The sequence below is a fragment of the Ramlibacter sp. genome (assembly GCF_028291745.1).
In the GTDB taxonomy this organism is placed as follows: domain Bacteria; phylum Pseudomonadota; class Gammaproteobacteria; order Burkholderiales; family Burkholderiaceae_C; genus Ramlibacter.
This window is the reverse complement of the sequence record NZ_JAQGNQ010000144.1, coordinates 22,010-38,981: the sequence shown is the minus strand read 5'-3', so window position 1 is coordinate 38,981 and position 16,972 is coordinate 22,010. Positions and strand designations below refer to the sequence as shown.

15 protein-coding genes are annotated in these 16,972 nt (G+C 68.5%); 8 read left to right on the top strand and 7 right to left on the bottom strand.

Features of this window, described 5'->3' with window-relative positions:
- The first annotated feature begins 104 nt into the window (after nucleotides 1-104).
- The 6 genes from JWP60_RS26205 to JWP60_RS26180 all read left to right on the top strand — a co-directional run bounded on the left by JWP60_RS26205 (nucleotide 105) and on the right by JWP60_RS26180 (nucleotide 7,385).
- The gene (locus JWP60_RS26205) at nucleotides 105-2,258 is read left to right on the top strand and encodes an indolepyruvate ferredoxin oxidoreductase subunit alpha (protein ID WP_299798407.1); all 2,154 of its coding nucleotides are present in this window, start codon (nucleotides 105-107) and stop codon (nucleotides 2,256-2,258) included.
- Complete coding sequence (locus tag JWP60_RS26200; RefSeq protein WP_299798406.1) at nucleotides 2,255-3,958, top strand: indolepyruvate oxidoreductase subunit beta family protein; 1,704 nt, start codon at nucleotides 2,255-2,257, stop codon at nucleotides 3,956-3,958. Before JWP60_RS26205 ends, JWP60_RS26200 begins: the two co-directional genes overlap by 4 nt.
- A 105-nt stretch (nucleotides 3,959-4,063) precedes the next feature.
- Nucleotides 4,064-5,086 (top strand): TRAP transporter substrate-binding protein, encoded by a 1,023-nt coding sequence (locus tag JWP60_RS26195; protein ID WP_299798403.1) that lies wholly within the window; start codon nucleotides 4,064-4,066, stop codon nucleotides 5,084-5,086.
- A 69-nt stretch (nucleotides 5,087-5,155) separates the two neighbouring features.
- On the top strand, nucleotides 5,156-5,671 hold the full coding sequence (locus tag JWP60_RS26190; RefSeq protein WP_299798400.1) for a TRAP transporter small permease: 516 nt from the start codon (nucleotides 5,156-5,158) through the stop codon (nucleotides 5,669-5,671).
- Nucleotides 5,668-6,969, top strand: a complete 1,302-nt coding sequence (locus JWP60_RS26185) for a TRAP transporter permease (protein ID WP_299798397.1) — start codon at nucleotides 5,668-5,670, stop codon at nucleotides 6,967-6,969. Before JWP60_RS26190 ends, JWP60_RS26185 begins: the two co-directional genes overlap by 4 nt.
- The gene (locus JWP60_RS26180) at nucleotides 6,966-7,385 is read left to right on the top strand and encodes an acyl-CoA thioesterase (protein ID WP_299798395.1); all 420 of its coding nucleotides are present in this window, start codon (nucleotides 6,966-6,968) and stop codon (nucleotides 7,383-7,385) included. The genes JWP60_RS26185 and JWP60_RS26180 overlap by 4 nt, the downstream gene beginning before the upstream one ends.
- Before the next feature lie 151 nt (nucleotides 7,386-7,536).
- On the opposite strand, the gene JWP60_RS26175 is transcribed toward JWP60_RS26180, so the two are convergent.
- The 4 genes from JWP60_RS26175 to JWP60_RS26160 all read right to left on the bottom strand — a co-directional run bounded on the left by JWP60_RS26175 (nucleotide 7,537) and on the right by JWP60_RS26160 (nucleotide 11,371).
- On the bottom strand, nucleotides 7,537-8,103 hold the full coding sequence (locus tag JWP60_RS26175; protein ID WP_299798392.1) for an isochorismatase family cysteine hydrolase: 567 nt from the start codon (nucleotides 8,101-8,103) through the stop codon (nucleotides 7,537-7,539).
- 69 nt (nucleotides 8,104-8,172) lie between these two features.
- Nucleotides 8,173-9,126 carry a tripartite tricarboxylate transporter substrate binding protein gene (locus tag JWP60_RS26170; RefSeq protein WP_299798389.1) on the bottom strand — a complete coding sequence of 318 codons (954 nt, stop codon included), beginning with the start codon at nucleotides 9,124-9,126 and terminating at the stop codon, nucleotides 8,173-8,175.
- Nucleotides 9,127-9,175: 49 nt separating this feature from the next.
- On the bottom strand, nucleotides 9,176-10,246 hold the full coding sequence (locus JWP60_RS26165; protein WP_299798386.1) for a tartrate dehydrogenase: 1,071 nt from the start codon (nucleotides 10,244-10,246) through the stop codon (nucleotides 9,176-9,178).
- Nucleotides 10,247-10,348: 102 nt separating this feature from the next.
- Nucleotides 10,349-11,371 carry a hypothetical protein gene (locus JWP60_RS26160; protein WP_299798383.1) on the bottom strand — a complete coding sequence of 341 codons (1,023 nt, stop codon included), beginning with the start codon at nucleotides 11,369-11,371 and terminating at the stop codon, nucleotides 10,349-10,351.
- Nucleotides 11,372-11,442: 71 nt separating this feature from the next.
- Here JWP60_RS26160 and JWP60_RS26155 point away from each other — a divergent pair, with 71 nt between their 5' ends.
- Complete coding sequence (locus JWP60_RS26155) at nucleotides 11,443-12,351, top strand: LysR family transcriptional regulator (protein WP_299798380.1); 909 nt, start codon at nucleotides 11,443-11,445, stop codon at nucleotides 12,349-12,351.
- Between the two features lie 21 nt (nucleotides 12,352-12,372).
- On the top strand, nucleotides 12,373-12,951 hold the full coding sequence (locus JWP60_RS26150; RefSeq protein WP_299798377.1) for a DUF4337 domain-containing protein: 579 nt from the start codon (nucleotides 12,373-12,375) through the stop codon (nucleotides 12,949-12,951).
- A 38-nt stretch (nucleotides 12,952-12,989) separates the two neighbouring features.
- Here the strand turns inward: JWP60_RS26150 and JWP60_RS26145 are convergent, their stop codons facing one another.
- From JWP60_RS26145 to JWP60_RS26135, 3 genes are read right to left on the bottom strand one after another with little or no spacing between them, the layout of a single operon-like run.
- A complete protein-coding gene (locus tag JWP60_RS26145) occupies nucleotides 12,990-14,306 on the bottom strand; it encodes a glycerate kinase (RefSeq protein WP_299798374.1) in 1,317 nt (438 codons plus the stop codon).
- Between the two features lie 31 nt (nucleotides 14,307-14,337).
- Nucleotides 14,338-15,768, bottom strand: coding sequence for an 8-oxoguanine deaminase (locus JWP60_RS26140; protein WP_299798371.1), 1,431 nt, complete (start codon nucleotides 15,766-15,768; stop codon nucleotides 14,338-14,340).
- On the bottom strand, nucleotides 15,765-16,964 hold the full coding sequence (locus JWP60_RS26135; RefSeq protein WP_299798368.1) for a urate hydroxylase PuuD: 1,200 nt from the start codon (nucleotides 16,962-16,964) through the stop codon (nucleotides 15,765-15,767). Before JWP60_RS26135 ends, JWP60_RS26140 begins: the two co-directional genes overlap by 4 nt.
- Between the last annotated feature and the right edge of the window lie 8 nt (nucleotides 16,965-16,972).

The following is a 16,972-nucleotide window of genomic DNA, read 5'->3' as shown; positions in this document are numbered from 1 at the left end:
GCAAGCCGCAGTATGCATGGGATGCATGTTCAATAGCCGGCTCATTTTATTGAGCAATGGCCCGCAATCGCCGACACTGCCGCGTTGACCCCGGAGGACAGGCCTTGGAAGTTTCATTCCGCAAGGAGATCGAGTCGTTGCGCCTGGGCGCGGGCGACACCTTCCATGGCGAGGGCATCCTGGCCATCACCAAGGCGTTGCTGCAGTCCGGCGTCGCCTACGTCGGTGGCTACCAGGGCGCGCCGGTGTCGCACCTGCTGGACGTCATGGTGCAGGCCAAGGGCTACATGGACGAGCTGGGCGTGCACGTCGAAGCCTGCTCCAACGAGGCGTCGGCGGCGGCCATGCTGGGCGCCTCCATCCACTACCCGCTGCGCGGAGCGGTCACCTGGAAGTCGATCGTCGGCACCAACGTGGCGGCCGACGCGCTATCCAACCTCAGCTCGCCGGGCGTGACTGGCGGCGCGTTGATCGTGGTCGGCGAGGACTACGGCGAAGGCGCCTCCGTGATCCAGGAGCGCACCCATGCCTTCGCGCTCAAGTCCAGCATGTGCCTGCTCGACCCGAGGCCCGACCTGGGCGTGATGGCGCGCATGGTGGAAGAAGGCTTCCGCCTCTCGGAAGCGTCCAACATGCCGACCATCCTGGAGCTGCGCATCCGCGCGTGCCACGTGCGCGGCAGCTTCGCCACCAAGGACAACATCCGGCCGGCGGTCTCGACCCGCTCGTTGATGGAGAGCCCCGCGGCTTTCGAGTACATGAAGCTGGCCCATCCGCCGGTGACCTTCCGCCACGAGAAGCTCAAGACGGAGCAGCGCATTCCCGCGGCACGCAAGTACATCGTCGAGCACACGCTCAACGAGTTGTTCGAGGGCGAGCATCGCGACGTCGGCATCATCGTGCAGGGCGGCCTGTACAACGGGCTGATCCGCAGCCTGCAGCAGCTCGGTCTGGCCGATGCGTTCGGCGAGAGCGCGATCCCCATGCTCTGCCTGAACGTCACCTATCCGCTGGTGCCCGAGCAGGTGGCGGATTTCTGCGTGGGCAAGCGCGCGGTGCTGGTGGTGGAGGAAGGCCAGCCCGAATTCATCGAGCAGGAGATCGCCACGCTGCTGCGCCGGCGCGACATCCAGACCAAGCTGCATGGCAAGGACCTGCTGCCCTCCGGCGGCGAGTACACCGTGGAAGTGGTGACGGCCGGCCTGGTGCAGTTCGCCGACAGCTACCTGCCGGCCGCAGCCACGGCACCGGCGCGCGACTGGCTCGCGGCCAACGCGCAGCGCCGGCAGGCTGTGGCCGCGGCGCTCGACCAGCCGCTGCCGATGCGCCCCCCCAGCTTCTGCATCGGCTGTCCCGAGCGTCCGGTGTTCGCCGCGCTCAAGCTGGCGCAACAGCAGATCGGCAACGTGCACATCGCCGCCGACATCGGCTGCCATGCCTTCGGGACCTTCGAGCCCTTCTCCATGGGCCATTCGATCCTGGGTTACGGCATGTCGCTGGCCTCGCGCGCCGGCGTGTCGCCGATGATGCAGCGGCGCACGCTGGCCGTGATGGGCGACGGCGGCTTCTGGCACAACGGCCTGCTGACGGGGGTGCAGAGCGCCCTGTTCAACGGTGACGACGCGGTGCTGCTGATCTTCAAGAACGGCTACACCTCGGCGACCGGCACGCAGGAGATCCTGTCGACGCCGAACGAGGACGCGAAGTCACGGGCGCGGGACAAGTCAAGGAGCCTGCTGCACACCAACCAGACGATCGAGTCGGCGCTCAAGGGCCTGGGCCTGCAGTGGATGCGCACGGTGCACACCTACGAAGTCGAGAAGATGCGCGCGACGCTGATCGACGCCTTCACCAGCGACTTCAACGGCCTGAAGGTGATCATCGCCGAGGGCGAATGCCAGCTGGAGCGCCAGCGCCGCATCAAGCCCTGGATCCAGTCGCTGCTGAAGAAGGGCAAGCGGGTGGTGCGCGTGAAGTACGGCGTCGACGAGGACGTGTGCAACGGCGACCACGCCTGCATCCGCCTCTCGGGCTGCCCCACGCTGACGCTCAAGGACAACCCGGATCCGCTGAAGGTGGACCCGGTTGCCACCGTCATCGACGGCTGCGTCGGTTGCGGCTTGTGCGGCGCCAACGCGCATGCCGCCACGCTGTGTCCCAGCTTCTATCGCGCCGAGGTCGTGCAGAACCCCAAGTGGCACGAGCGCCTGTTCCATTCCTTCCGCAGCGCCGTCGTCCGCGCGCTCCAACCCGCATGAAATCCACTTCCCCGATCACGCTGTTGATCTGCGCCCTGGGCGGCGAAGGCGGCGGCGTTCTCACCGAATGGCTGGTGGAAACGGCACGCCACGCCGGCTACGCCTGCCAGGCCACGTCGATTCCCGGCGTCGCGCAGCGCACCGGCGCCACCACCTATTACGTCGAGGTGTTCCCGATCGCGATGAAGGACCTGGGCGGCCGCCGCCCGGTGTTCAGCCTGAACCCGGTGCCGGGCGCGCTGGACGCGATGATCTCCTCGGAGCTGCTGGAAACCGCGCGCCAGATCGGCAACGGCATGACCGGCCCCGAGCGCACGCTGGTGCTGACCTCGTCGGCACGCACGCTCACGACGCAGGAACGCATGCAACTGGGCGACGGCCGCACCGAAGCCGCGGACCTGCTGAAGCTGGTGCAGCAATTCAGCCGCGCGCACCAGGTGTTCGACATGGCCACCGTGGCGAAGGAGGCGGGAACGGTCGTCAGCGCCGTGATGCTCGGGGCCGTTGCCGGCAGCGGGATCTTTCCGTTCGCGCGCCAGGATTACGAGGCCGTGGTGAAGGCGGGTGGCAAGGGAGCGGAGGCGAGTCTGCGGGGGTTCGGGAAGGCCTTCGAGATCGTCGCGCAAGGCAAGCAGCAGGCGGACTACCTGTCGCAGGTGTTGGCAGACCCCGAAGGATCCACGACGGCGCATGCACAGGCGCCGCATGGATTGCGGGTCAAGCCCGCAATGACATCCGACGCGCCCGCACTGACATCCAGCCGCCCCGCAAAGACATCCGACGACATCGCCCTCACCTCCGGCATGGCGGCCCACTTCCCCAAGCCCGTTCGCGAGCTCTTTGCCCTTGGCTACGAGCGCCTGCTGGACTACCAGGGCAAGGACTATGCGGACCTCTACAGCCGGCGGCTGCTCACCGTGCTGGTGGCGGAGTGCGAGATCGATCCGGCGGGCGATCACGACTACGCCACCACCACCGAGATGGCGCGCTGGCTGGCCCTGTGGATGGCCTTCGACGACATCGTGCGCGTGGCCGACCTCAAGAGCCGCGCCTCGCGCTGGCAACGCGTGCACGGCGAAGTGAAGGCCGGTGACGACGACCTGCTGAAGGTGTACGACCACTTCAAGCCCGGCGTGCCCGAGTTCGCCGCGCTCCTGCCCCCGACGCTGGCGCCCAGGCTCGTCGCCTGGGACCGCAAGCGCGTGGCGCGCGGCGCCCAGCCCTGGGCCCTGCCCCTGAAGATCGGCACGCACAGCATCTTCGGCATGGTGGCGCTGCGCACGCTGGCCGGCATGAAATGGCTGCGCGTGCGCGGCAGCCGCTTCGCCACCGAGCAGAAGATGATCGAGCAGTGGCTGCAAGGCGTGGTGCAAGGGAGCCTGCGCGGCTGGCAGCTCGGTCACGAGATCGCCAGGTGCGGTCGGCTGATCAAGGGCTACGGCTCGACGAACGAGCGCGGCAAGGAAAACCTGCTGCACGTGCTGGAGCACCTGGCCCGCGGCGGCGTGCCGATGGAAGCGGCCCGGGCGGTGCGCGCGGCGCGCGAAGCGGCGCTGGCCGACGACGCCGGCAAGGCGCTGGACGCCACGCTGGTGCAGCACGGCGCGCCGCCGCGGCCGGTCAAGGCCGTTCCGATCCGCTGGGTGCGCAAACCGCGCAAGCTGGCGGAGGACGACGAGGCGCGGGCGCCGGTGCAATAGGGCACGCCGAGCCGCCGCGGCTCCTGAGGGAAACCACGATAGGCGCGGCCGGCTGTTGGTTATACAAAGTAACGTTCTTTCGAACGGATCCAGGAGACGACGACGATGCGCAACCGATTCCCCGTGGCGGCCGTGGCGGCCGCCCTCACGCTGGCTGCCGGACTCGTCCAGGCCCAGGACAAGCCCGTGGCCCTGAAGCTCTCCAGCTGGGTGCCGGCGCAGCACGCGCTCAACCCCGCCCTGCAGGCGTGGGCCGACGACATCAAGAAGCAGTCCAACGGCACGATCACCTCCACCCTGTTCCCCTCGGAGCAACTGGGCAAGGCGTTCGACCACTACGACATGGCGCGCGACGGCATCTCCGACTTCTCGTACATCAACCCGGGCTACCAGCCGGGCCGCTTCCCGATCTTCGCGGCGACGTCGCTGCCCTTCCTGATCTCCAACGCCAAGGCCGGCTCCGCCGCCATCGACGCGTGGTACCGCCAGTACGCGGCCAGGGAGATGAAGGACGTGCATTTCTGCTTCGCCTTCGTCCACGATCCGGGCGCCCTGCATTCGACGAAGAAGATCGTGCTGCCGTCCGATCTCAAGGGCATGAAGGTGCGTCCGGCCACCAGCACGATCGGCCAGATGGTCACCACGCTGGGCGGCACCAACGTGCAGTCCTCCGCGCCGGAAGCGCGCGACATGCTGGAGCGCGGCGTGGCCCAGGCCATCACCTTCCCCTGGGGGTCGCTCAACCTGTTCGGCATCGACAAGGTCGTCAAGTTCCACATGGACGTGCCGCTGTACGTCACGCCTTTCGTGTGGGCGATGAACAAGGACAAGTACGAGGCCATGTCGCCCGCGCAGAAGAAGGTGATCGACAGCCACTGCACCAGCGAGTGGGCCGAGAAGGTCGGCTCCGCCTGGGCCGACTTCGAGATCGCCGGCCGCGCCAAGATCGCGGCCGAGGCGGGCCACGAGGTCTACAAGCTCACGCCGGAGCAACTGCAGGCCTGGCGCACCGCCGTGGCGCCGGTCGAAGGCCAGTGGGCCGAAGGCGTGAAGAAGGCGGGCGGCGACCCCAGGCAGGCGCTGGACTCGCTGAAGGCGACGCTGGTGAAGTACAACTCGGCGCTGTAACGGCAGCGCGCTCCTCCGTCAGGGGCCGGGCATCCGCTGGGTGCGCCGGCCCTTTTTCCGACGAAAGCGATGAAAAGAAACCACGCCGACCGCTTCATCAACACGATCGAATGGCTTGCCGCCATGTTCGTGGGGATCGTTGCCCTGAACATCTTCGTCAACGTGCTGCTGCGCAAGTTCTTCAGCACGTCGATCCCCGATTCCTACGACTTCGGCCGGATGCTCCTGGGCATCCTGATCTTCTGGGGCATCGCCGCCACCAGCTACCGCGGCGGCCACATCACGGTGGACCTGGTCTGGTCCGCGGTCGGCAAGAACAACAAGCGCCTCATCGATGTGTTCGCAACGATCGTGCTGCTGTTCGTGGTGACGGTGCAGACCGCGATGCTGTTCGAGAAGGTGCGCGGCACCTACGCGGACCACGTGCTGACGTATGACCTGAACATCCCGACCTGGCCGTTCTACGCCGTGGCCTGGATCGGCGACGTCTGCGCCGTGATCCTGATCGCCATCCGCACCTGGCGGCTGGTCGTCAAGCCGGAAGCGCTGCAGGACGAACACTTCGAACAGAAAGCGATGGAATGAACACCGACCTCATCGCCTTCATCGGCTTCCTCTCGCTGTTCGCCTTGATGCTGCTGCGCGTGCCGGTGGGCATGGCCATGGGCCTGGTGGGGATCACCGGCTACAGCGTGATCGCCGGTGTCGGGCCGGCGCTCAAGCTGGTCGGCCTGACCTCGATGCGCACGGTGACCGACTACACCTTCGGCGTGATCCCGATGTTCATGCTGATGGGCGCGCTGGTGTCGGTGTCGGGTGTCAGCCGCGAATTGTTCAAGGCCGCCAACTCGCTGATCGGCCATCTGCGCGGCGGCCTCGGCGTGGCCACGGTGCTGGCCTGCGGCGGCTTCGCGGCGATCTGCGGATCGTCGGTCGCGACGGCCGCCACCTTCTCCGGCGTCGCCTATCCCGAGATGCGGCGCTTCGGCTATCCGCAATCCTTCTCCACCGGTGTGATCGCAGCCGGCGGCACGCTCGGTGCCATGTTGCCGCCCTCCACCGTGCTGGCGGTGTACGCCATCCTCACGCAGCAGGACATCGGCAAGCTGTTCATGGCGGGCGTGATCCCGGGCCTGTTCGCCATGCTGCTGTACGTGCTCACGATCTTCATCATCGTGCGCGTGCGCCCCGACTGGCTGCCGCGCGGCGAGGCCAAGCCCTGGAGCGATCGCCTGGCCGACCTGAAGAGCGTGTGGGCGCCGCTGCTGCTGTTCGTGTTCGTGATCGGCGGCCTCTACGGCGGTTTCTTCACGCCGACGGAAGCGGGCGGCGTGGGTGCCAGCGGCGCCTTCATCCTGGGCGTGGTGCGCGGCAAGCTCGATCGCGCCAAGATCAAGGAGGCCCTGCTCTCCGCCACCCGCACTGCGGCGGCGGTGTTCACGGTGCTGATCGGCGCGCTGATGTTCGGCTATTTCCTCACCATCACCCAGACGCCGCAGAAGCTCACTGAATTGCTCGCCGGCCTGGGCGTGGGCCGCTACGGCGTGCTGGCGATGATCATGGTGATGTACCTGGTGCTCGGTTGCCTGATGGATGCCATGGCGATGATCATCCTGACGGTGCCCATCATCTTCCCCGTGATCACCCACCTGGGCTTCGACCCCATCTGGTTCGGCGTGATCATCGTCATGACGGTGGAGCTCGGGCTGATCCATCCGCCCGTGGGGATGAACGTCTTCGTGATCAAGAGCGTGGTGCCCGAGGTGAGCTTCACGACCATCTTCCGCGGCGTGCTGCCCTTCGTGGCGACCGACATCTTCCGGCTGATCGTGCTGATTTCCTTTCCGATCATCGCGCTGTGGCTGCCGGGGAAGATGGGATGAGCAAGGAGGTCGTCTACACGGTGCGCGTGGAGTTCGGCGACTGCGACCCCGCGCGCATCGTCTGGTTCCCGAACTTCTTTCGCTGGATCGACGCAGCCTCGCGCCACTTCTTCGTGGAATGCGGCGTGCCGCCCTGGCACGCGACCGAGCAGACGCTGGGCGTGATCGGAACGCCGCTGGTGGACACGCACGCCAAGTTCCTCAAGACCGCCAGCTACGGCGACACGCTGGCGATCCACACCAGCATCGCCGAATGGCGCGGCAAGAGTTTCGTGCAGCGTTATCGGGTGCTGCGCGGCGAAGACCTCATCCTGGAATGCGACGAGGTGCGGATCTTCGCGGGTCGCAAGGCCGGGGACCCGACGGGGATTCGGGCGGTGGCGATCCCGGAGGAAATCAGGCGGTTGTGCGAGTGAGGGTAGGAACTTCAAACATCCGGACGCAGAAGGCGCAGAAGTTACGCAGAAATCGCAGAAAAGAGAAATCAAGATTTTTCCTGAATTCCTTCTGCGTCTTCCGCGTAACTTCTGCGCCTTCTGCGTCCGGTTGTTGGAATTTTCTGCGCGTCTATTTGCGTCGCGCCGCTGACGACCGCACATCGCACTTCAGCACATCCCGCATGTACGCCAGGCTCGCCGTCTTGGCCTTGGTCGATTCGGCGGCCGTGCAATCGGACGGCACCCACACGCCCTCGTAGCCGCGCAGGAAGGCATCCGCCGCCGTCATCTGCACGCACATGTCGGTGCAGAGTCCCGCGACCACGAGATCGCGGGCGCCCATTTCCTTGAGCAACAGTTCCAGCGCCGTGCAGAAGAAGGCCGAGTGCCGTGGTTTCAGCAGCGTGATGTCGCGCGGGCCCGGCGCGATCAGGCGCGCGATCTCGCCGCTGGTGTCGTCGCGCGCGCAGCACTGCGCCACCAGGCTATGGAAGTCGGAAGTCCAGGCACCGTAGTTGTCGTTGGCGTAGACGATGGTCGCCTTCTCGCCCTCCATGCGGCCACGCAGGCGAGCCGCGGCACGCGCGGCCACCAGGGCGGGCCGCGCCAGCGTCTCGGCGCCCGGGAAGTTCAGGGGATTGATGAAGTCGACGAGGATCAGCACGCGCGCGCTGCGCGGTACCTTCGCTGGTTTCATGGTGCTCGCAAATGAAAACGGCGCCCCATCGTAGGGCGCCGCTTCGGCGAGGCATGTAGGAACCGCGCCTTACTTCTTGCCCAGGCCCATGCGGGCCGCGCCGTCGGTGTAGAGCTTGGTCTTGGCAGCCATGAAGCCATCCATTTCCTCGAGCCCGACGTTCACCAGCTCGAAGCCGTTCTTCGCCGCCAGCTCCTTCATCTCCGGGTCGGTGTTCAGCGCCCGCCACAGGTCCGACAGGCGCTTGCGTTCCGCTGGCGGCGTGGACTTGGGCACGCCGATGCCGCGATAGGCGCCATCGACCCAGTCGACCCCCAGTTCGCGGAAGGTGGGCACGTCGGGCATCAGCGGATGGCGATGCTCCATGGCGACCGCGATCGGCCGCACCCGGTCCTTGTTGGCGATGGCGAAGGGCGTGTACGTCATGGCGCCATCGACCTGGCCGCCCATGACGGAGGTTGCGAGATCGCCCGTGCCCTTGAAGGGCACGTACAGCGTCTTGATGCCGAAGGCGGCGTCGAGGCGTTCGTGCGCGGCGTGGTTGGCGGAGTACTGACCCGAGCCGGCGAGGCTCAGCTTGCCCACGTTGGCCTTCGCCGCGGCCAGGAACTCCGGCCAGTTGTGGATGGCGCTCTTGGCGCTGACCACCAGGATGTCGGGCGTGAAGTGGAACCAGTACACCGGCGTCACGTCGGCCGTCTTGTACTGCACGTCGCCCTGGATCGGCTGGAACACGATGTGCGGCAGGTTGACGCCGACCACGGTGACGCCGTCGCCGGGCAGCTGGTTCATCTGCGTCCACATCAGCGCGCCGCCGGCGCCGGCCTTGTACTGCACGATGGTGTCGATGGCCGGGCACTTCTTGCGCAGCACCAGTTGCTGGTGGCGCGCCGAGGTGTCCGACTCGCCGCCCGGCGGGAAGGCCTGCCAGTACTGCACGTTCTTTTCCGGACACTGGACGGTCTGCGCCATGGCGGCCGGCGCCAGCGCGGCCAGCGCCAGCACCGAGAGGATGCGTTTCATAGGGGTGTCTCCTGTTGTTGTGACTGCGAACGTGCTTTGTGGCTCGAAATCAGCGGTTCTTCAAGCGGGAAACCACTGCCGCCGTCACCTCCGCCGTCTTCGCGGTGCCACCGAGGTCGCCGGTGTGCAGCCTGGGATCGGCCGTGATCTCCTCGATCGCCTGCATCAGGCGGGCCGCGGCTTCGTTCTCGCCGAGATGCTCGAGCAGCATCACGCAACTCCAGAAGGTGCCCACCGGATTCGCCAGGCCCTTGCCCATGATGTCGAACGCCGAGCCGTGGATCGGCTCGAACATGCTGGGGTAGCGACGCTCGGGATCGATGTTGCCGGTGGGCGCGATGCCCAGGCTGCCGGCCAGCGCCGCGGCCAGGTCGCTCAGCACGTCGGCGTGCAGGTTGGTGGCGACCAGCGTGTCGAGCGAGGCGGGGCGGTTCACCATGCGGGCCGTGCAGGCGTCGACCAGTTCCTTGTCCCACTGGACGTCGGGGAACTCCTTGCTGACCTGCAGGGCGATCTCGTCCCACATCACCATGCCGTGGCGCTGCGCGTTGGACTTGGTGACCACGGTGAGGTGCTTGCGCGGACGCGACTGCGCCAGCTTGAAGGCGAAGCGCATGATGCGCTCGACACCGACCCGCGTGAGGATGCTCACGTCGGTCGCCACCTCCATCGGGTGGCCCTGGTGCGCGCGGCCGCCGACCCCGGCGTATTCGCCCTCGGAGTTCTCGCGCACGATCACCCAGTCGAGGTCCTTCGCCGTGCAGCGCTTCAGGGGCGCGTCGATGCCGGGCAGGATGCGCGTGGGCCGCACGTTCGCGTACTGGTCGAAGCCCTGGCAGATCTTCAGGCGCAGGCCCCACAGCGTGATGTGGTCGGGGATGTGCGGGTCGCCGGCCGAGCCGAACAGGATCGCGTCCTTGTGGCGCAGCGGCTCGAGCCCGTCGTCGGGCATCATCTTGCCGTGGGCGCGGTACCAGTCGCCGCCCCAGCCGAAGTTCTCGAATTCGAAGGCGAAGCCGGCGCCGGACGCAGCCAGCGCCTGCAGCACTTCCTGCCCCGCGGGGATGACTTCCTTGCCGATGCCGTCGCCGGGGATGCAGGCGATCCTGTAGGTCTTCATGGAGTGTTCCTTTCAGCGCGCACTGTAGGCGTGCGGGGCTGGTGGGAACGCGCCGCGATTCACCCCATTGTTAACCGCTGGGGAAACAATGGGCCAGCGCCCTCAGAGCGCCTTGTTCAGGTCCAGGGTGAGGCCGGCCTGCTTCATGTCGCGCGCCAGCAGCAGGCGCCACAGGCCCGCGTCGTCCATCGGGACCTGCGACACGCCGGGCAAGGCATCGCTGCTGCCGGGCGCCTGCAGCACGCGCAGGCGCTGGCGGCCGACGATGGCCATGAGGAAACCGATCTCGAGTTGCCGGTCGGTCTGCAGCACGAGCGCGAAGTCGGCCTGGCGCAGCGCCTCGAGGGCCTCGAAGGAAGCGCCGGCCTGCGGTTGCAGGCTGATGACGGGTTCGAGCCCGAGCTCGGCGACGAAGGTGGTGACCGCCTCACCGGCCTCGTCATCGCGACAGACGAGGGCGATGCGGGGCGTGCGTTCGGCGGATACGGGAGTGGAGGAGGTCATGGAGGCGGAGCGTGGGGGAGCAGAGGGGGCGGGAGTCCGCGCCGGGGTCGGAGCAGGAGCAGGAGCAGGAGCAGGAGCAGGAGCAGGAGCAGGCACCGGCGTCGGCGTCGGCGTCGGCACCGGCACCGGCGTCGGCACCGGCACCGGCACCGGCGTCGGTTCGGGTGTGGGTGCGGGGGTCGGCGCGGGAGTGGCTGCAGGGCCTGGTGCAGCAGTCGGCTCCGGCGCGGCCGCCGGGGCGCTCTGCGCTGCGGCGAGCCGCTCGTTCAGCAGCTTGCTCACCGTCGCCAGCCGGGCGCTGGCTTGCGTCACCGCCTTGCGGACCTCGTCGTGGAACTCCTGCATCGTGTAGCGGTCGCCGAAGGTTGCGTCGAGCGCGGCATCCAGCGGGCCGATGGCGTGCTGGCGGTACAGCGCGGAGCCGATGCCGAAGGCATCGCTCACGAGCTTGTTGACGTTCTTCTGCACTCCTTCCAGCCGGGTGTCCCAGCGGTCCTGGATGCCCGAGGGATCGAAGGTCTTGAGTTCGCGCACGCGGCGCGCGATGCGCTCGAGCACGGCCTCGATCTCGGCCCGGTCGTGGGCGCCTCCCGAAGGCGATGCGGACTTGCCGTTCGACATGCAACGTTCTCCTCTCGTGCCACTGTACCAGCGGCAGCGCAGAATGCGCATTGATAACCAGCCCGTCACGAATGCCCCACGCCGCCGCCTCGCAGGAAATGCAGTTCTTCAGCGTGCTGATGCGCTGTGGCAGCCTGTCGGCGGCCGCGCGGGAGCTGCAGGTCAGCCCGCCAGCGGTGAGCAAGCGGCTGGCGGCCCTGGAGGCGCGGCTCGCCGTGACCCTGTTGAACCGCACCACGCGGCGCCTGGCGCTCACGCCCGAAGGCGAGACCTACCTGGTCAACGCGCGCCGCATCCTCGGCGAGATCGAGACGCTGGAGCGCGAGCTGCAGGGGGCGCACTCGGAAGCCAGCGGCCTGCTGCGCGTGAACGCCACCCTCGGCTTCGGTCGCATGCACGTCGCGCCGGCGATCGCGAGCTTCGCGCGCACGCATCCCAACGTGGAGATCCAGTTGCAGCTCTCGGTCAATCCGCCGCCGCTGACCGAAGATGCCTTCGACGTCTGCGTGCGCTTTGGCGAGCCGCCCGATGCGCGCGTCGTCGCGCGCCTGCTGGCGCCCAATCGGCGGCTGCTGTGCGCCTCGCCCGCGTATCTGCAGCGCCAGGGCACGCCGCGCTCGCCGCACGACCTGGCCAGCCACAGCATCATTGCCATCCGCCAGGGCGACGAGGCCTACGGCGTGTGGCGGCTGCGCTCCGGCAAACGCGTGGAGACGGTGCGTGCGCGGGGTCGCCTGAGCACCAACGATGGCGAGATCGCGGTGAACTGGGCGCTGGCCGGCCACGGCATCGTGCTGCGGGCGGAATGGGACGTGGCGCGCTACCTGCGCAGCGGCCGCTTGCGCCCGGTGCTGGAGAACTGGCAGACGCCGCCGGCGGACATCCACGCGGTCTGGCCGGTGCGCCACCAGGCGACCCTGCGCGTGCGGGCCTTCGTGGACCACCTGGCGCAGGAGTTCAGCCGCCGCTTCGCCGCCTGAAGGCCGCTGCACAATCGCGCCATGGAAGTGAATGCCATCGAGAGCGGCGAGTCCCGCATATCCCGCCTGAATGCCACGGTGGCCGTCAGCGTGGCCATCCTCAGCACCGTCATGGGCATCGCCAAGATCAAGGACGACAACATCGTGCAGGCCATGCAGCAGGCGCAGGCGGACAGGGTCGACCACTGGAACTACTACCAGGCCCGCAACCTGCGCGAGGAGATCGCCCGGGCGACCGTGGCGCAGCTGCGGCTGCAGGCGGCCGACCGCCCGCCGCAGCAGCGCGCCGAGTGGCAGGCCGAAATCGACCGCTATGAAAAGCTGGCCGCGGACCAGGCGCAGAAAAAGGGCGACGTGCTGCGGCAATCGCAGCAGGACCAGAAGAACTACGACGCCTTGAACTTTCGCGACGACCAGTTCGACCTGGCCGACGCGGGGATCTCGGTGGCCATCGCGCTGCTGGCCGTCGCCTCGCTGACGCAGGCCTGGTGGCTCTATGGACTGGCGATGGTGCCCGGCTTGTTCGGCAGCTTCATGGCCATCGCCGGGCTGGCGGGCTGGCAGGTGCATCCGCAAACCCTGGCCGGTTGGCTCTCGTAGGGTGGGATGCGCGCAGCGCACCCCACCGCTCCCCAAAGTCAAAGCACCAGCAGCGCCCTGAAATCGTTGACGTTGGTGTGCGTCGGCCCCGTCACCAGCAAGTCGCCCAACGCACTGAAATACCCGTACGCATCGTTGCGCCCGAGGTAGGCGTCGATCTTCATGCCCTGGCCTTGCGCGCGGGCCAGCGTGTCGGGCGCGACGAAGGCGCCGGCGTTGTCCTCGACGCCGTCGATGCCGTCCGTGTCGGCGGCGAGCGCCCACACGTTCGGCTGCCCCTGCAGCGCCTGCGCGAGGCCCAGGCAGAACTCGCCCGCGCGGCCGCCGCGGCCACGCGGCGTGCCCTCGGACTGCGGGCGGATGGTGACCGTGGTCTCGCCGCCGGAGAGGATCACGCACGGACGGGCGAAGGGCTGGCCGCGCTGTGCCACCGCGCGCGCCAGGGCCGCATGGACCTTGCCGACTTCGCGGGACTCGCCCTCCATCTCGTCGCTGAGGATGTGCGCTGCGACGCCGGCCGCGCGCGCGGCTGCTGCCGCCGCTTCCAGCGACTGCTGCGGCGTCGCGATCAGGTGGACCGGCTGGCCGGCAAAGGCCGCGTCGCCGGGCTTCGGCGTCTCGAGAGCGCCCTGCTCCAGCAAAGTGCGGATGGCGCCGGGCACCTCGATGCGATAGCGCTGCAGGATGGCGAGCGCGTCCTCGCACGTGCTCGCATCGGGCACGGTCGGCCCGCTCGCGATCACCGAGGGATCGTCGCCCGGAACGTCGCTGATGGTCAGCGTCACCACGCGGGCCGGCGCGCACGCGGCCGCCAGCCGGCCGCCCTTGATGCGCGAGAGATGCTTGCGCACGCAATTCATCTCGGCGATGTTGGCCCCGGAGTTCAGCAGGTCCTTGTTGATCCGCTGCTTGTCGGCCAGCGACAGGCCTTCAGCGGGCAGCGTCAGCAGCGCCGAACCGCCGCCCGAAATCAGGCACAGCACCAGGTCGTCGGCCGTCAAGCCGCGCGTGAGGGCCAGGATGCGTTCGGCCGCGCGCAAGCCGGCTTCGTCGGGTACCGGGTGCGCCGCCTCCACCACCTCGATGCGCTCCGGCACACCGGCCGGACGCGCGGGCGTGTGGTGGTAGCGCGTGACCACCAGCCCGGACAGCGGCGCAGCGCGCGGCCAGAGCGCCTCCACCGCATGCGCCATCGCGCCACCCGCCTTGCCGGCGCCGAGCACCAGCGTGCGCCCCTTGGGCGGCGGCGGCAGGCAGGCCGCTGTGTTGTGCAGCGGCAGGGCACGGCGGACCGCGGCGCGGTACAGGTGTTCGAGGAAGGCGCGGGGGTCGGTGCGGGCGTCGGGCGCGGTCATGTCGGGTCTCCTGCGCGGGATTGTGACGCGCTCAGCGCCCGGCCCCTTGCACCAGCTGCAGGGCGAGCCGGTTGTGCCGCTCCACCAGCGGCGGCAGATCGACGGTGGTGATCCTGCCTTCGCGCACGACCACCCGGCCCTGCACGATGGTGAACGCCGCCTGCGGGCTGGCGCACAGCAGGAGCGCCGCGACCGGGTCATGCACCGCGGCACCCGCCATGCCGACCGTGCGCAAGTCGAACAGGGCCAGGTCGGCACAGAAGCCGGGCGCCAGTTGCCCGATGTCGGCACGCCCCAGCACCGAGGCGCCGCCGCGGGTGGCGAGCCGCAACGCGGCACGCGCGCTCATGGCCGCCGGCGCCACATCGCAGCCGAACACGGTGCGGCCGTCGGCGCCGCGCTGCGGCGGCCGCATCGCAGCGGCCACCCGCGCCAGCAGCATCGCCTGGCGCGCCTCTGCCAACAGATGCGCGCCGTCGTTGCTGGCGCTGCCGTCCACGCCCAGGCCCACCGGTACGCCGGCGTCCAGCATGCGGCGCACCGGCGCGATGCCGGAAGCCAGGCGCATGTTGCTGCACGGGCAATGCGCCACGCCCGTGCGGGTCGCGGCGAACAGCGAGATGCCCTCCTCGTCCAGCTTCACGCAGTGGGCGTGCCACACGTCGTCGCCGGTCCAGCCCAGGTCCTGCGCGTACTGCGCCGGCGTGCGGCCGAACTGCTCCAGGCTGTAGGCGACGTCGTGGTCGTTCTCCGCCAGGTGCGTATGCAGCCGGACCCCGTAGCTGCGGGCCAGCGCCGCGGATTGGCGCATCAGGTCGCGGCTGACGCTGAAGGGCGAGCACGGGGCCACCGCCACCTGCGTCATGGCGCCATGCGCCGGGTCGTGCCAGGCCTCGATCAGGCGCTGGGTGTCGCGCAGGATCGCGTCCTCGTCTTCCACCAGTGCATCGGGCGGCAGGCCGCCTTGCGATTCGCCCACGCTCATGCTGCCGCGCGCCGCGACGAAGCGCATGCCGATCTCGCGGGCCGCCTCGATGCTGTCGTCCAGCCGCACGCCGTCGGGATACAGGTACAGGTGATCGCTGCTGGTCGTGCAGCCGGAAAGCAGCAGTTCCGCCATGGCCACCTGTGTGGACACGCGCACCATCTCCGGCGTCAGGCCGGCCCAGATCGGATACAGCCCGCGCAACCAGGCGAAGAGCTCCGCGTCCTGCACGCCCGGGACGGCGCGCGTCAGCGACTGGTACATGTGGTGATGCGTGTTGACCAGGCCCGGCACCACGAGGTGGCCGCACGCGCTGATCACTTCGTCGGCATCCTGCGGCAGGTCGCCGGCCGGACCGATCGCCTCGATGCGATGGCCGCGGATGAAGATCGACGCGTCGCGCAGTTCGCGGCCGGCGTCGTCGAGCGTCGCGAGGCAGGCGGCATCGCGAACCAGCAGCGTCCGCGCTGCGCTCATTGCGTGCTCGCGCCGGCCTGGAACCACTGGCCGATCAGTGCGCGCTCGGCATCGGTGATCTGCGTCGCGTTGTTCAGGGGCATGGTCTTCGCCACCACGGCCTGCTGGTACACCGCCTGCGCATGCTGCTGCACGCCCTCCGGCGAATCGAGGTGCACGTTCTTCATGGCCTGCGGTCCGCTGTGGCACAGGTAGCAGCGCTGCGCCAGCACCTTCTGCACGGCGGCGTAGTTGGCAGCGGCAACGGGAATCTTCGCGGCTTCGCTTTCGTTCGGCGTCATCCAGACGATCGTGGCGGCAATGACGGCCACACCCACCAGCGCGTAGCCGGCCGGGTGCCGGTTGCGCCCCAGTTTCCAGCCGTGGCGCATCACGAAGAACTGGCGGATCGCCGCGCCCGCGAACATCATCACGATCAGCACCAGCCAGTTCAGGCGATGCGTGTAGAGAAAGCCGTAGTGGTTGGACAGCATCGCGAACAGCACCGGCAGCGTGAAGTAGGTGTTGTGCACGCTGCGCTGCTTGCCGCGCCAGCCATGAACAGGGTCCGGCGGCTCGCCGGCCTTGATAGCCTGCACCACCTTCTTCTGGCCGGGGATGATCCAGAAGAACACGTTGGCGCTCATCGAGGTGGCCATCATCGCGCCCGTCAGCAGGAAGGCGGCGCGGCCGGCGAACCAGTGGCAGGCCAGCCAGGCGGCCACGCAAACCAGCACGAGCACCAGCGCGCCCACGATCGCATCGCCGTTCTTGCGCTGCCCGAAGATGCGGCAGGCTGCGTCGTACAGCAGCCAGAAGACCACCAGGAAGCCCAGGGCCGCCACGACGGCGGCCGCCGGCGACCAGTTCATCAGCGACTTGTCGACGAGATACGTGCCCGCGTTCCACAGGTAGGAGACGGTGAACAGCGCGAAGCCCGACATCCAGGTGGAATACGCTTCCCAGAAGAACCAGTGCAGGTGCGGCGGCAATTGCGGCGGCGCGACCGCGTACTTCACCGGATGGTAGAAGCCGCCGCCGTGCACCGCCCACAGCTCGCCGGTGACGCCCTCGGCGCGCAGCCTGTCGTCGGCCGGCGGCACCAGGCTGCTGTCGAGAAAGACGAAGTAGAAGGACGAGCCGATCCAGGCGATGGCCGTGATCACGTGGACCCAGCGCAGCAGCAGGTTGGCCCAGTCGAGAAGATAGCTTTCCATGTGCTTCT